This is a genomic window from Candidatus Obscuribacterales bacterium, from assembly GCA_036703605.1.
Lineage (GTDB): Bacteria > Cyanobacteriota > Cyanobacteriia > RECH01 > RECH01 > RECH01.
In genome coordinates, this window is sequence record DATNRH010000446.1 from 1 (window position 1) to 1124 (window position 1124).

General features: G+C 55.8%; 1 protein-coding gene. It reads right to left on the reverse strand.

Going from position 1 to position 1124, the window contains the following annotated elements:
- Nucleotides 1-12: 12 nt before the first annotated feature.
- Nucleotides 13-789: an MBL fold metallo-hydrolase gene (locus V6D20_09450; GenBank protein ID HEY9816004.1), complete on the reverse strand. Its 777-nt coding sequence runs from the start codon at nucleotides 787-789 to the stop codon at nucleotides 13-15.
- Nucleotides 790-1124 lie beyond the last annotated feature (335 nt).

Genomic DNA, 1124 nt, shown 5'->3' on the forward strand with positions numbered 1-1124 from the left:
ATCTTACATGAGCTAAACCGTGGGCTGGGTTTGGAGCTGAAGTTCTAGGCGATCGCCTGGTTGGGGTTCGATAACCTGGGTGGTCAGATGGCGATCGCGGAGCCCATCTCGCACCTCGTCGGTATTGCCCACTGCCCGCAAAAACGACACCAGCAAACCCTCATACTGCACCTGTCCCGCCGCCGCCGTGGGCAGCATCACTTGCGGCGTCAGCCATTCCGCGGCCCGCAAAGCGCTCTCCCGTCCCTTAATGATTGGCCCCAGCAGCGGCAATTCCAAATTCATCATGGGCGTAATCGCCACGTCTACTGGCGCGAAGGCTTTCAGCGTCTCCGAGTGGAAACCATGGGGCTCATAGTAGAGCGATCGCCCGGTTTGTAGATCCTTAAGAATGTAGCCATTTTCCACCAGAGTTGGGCCAATCGGCGATCCGGATACCGCTCGAATCTCCAAGCGATCGTCCAAACAATAGGTATCGCCGTGGGGCAAGGCCACCACTTGGCTGTAGCCCATTTTCTGAACCACCGAGGCTGCATTCGGCGATCCCACCACCAGCCAATCGTGATTGAGGTGAGCTAGGGTGGCAGGGTGGGCATGGTCTTCCAGCCCTTGGGATAGCAAAATTACATCGACATCTTCTGGCACCGGCACCGGCTGGAGGTGCGTCCCGCGAAATAACCAGGTCGCGCCACCAAACACCAAGTCGCCCACCAACCAGGGGTCTAGCAAAATGCGCTTGCCGCCAAGTTCAATCAGCCAACTGTTGCTGTCTAGCCAGGTTACATGCATGGGAACTCGCCAATAGGTCTACTCCTTAATTGTAAACACTTGTTACGTGCTGTGTTGGTCGAGGCGATCTAAACTGGTAGACCGGGGGACTAGACGCTAGCTGTTTGGCGATCGCCCTAGAACACCCCCAAATCCATCGTTTCTGGAGCGCAACTAGCCCTAGCATGTATGGTATGATCCTCAGTTTGTGACGTCTTGTGGTGATGGATCGGTTGAGTGCGGTCGTGCTCATGGCAGGGTCTATCATTCACCAGGCAAGGTTCAGACTTCAGCTAGCCCAAGATGGCTAAGACTCACAATTTGCCAACCGTGGAGGTCATGTCCTGCCCGGTTTT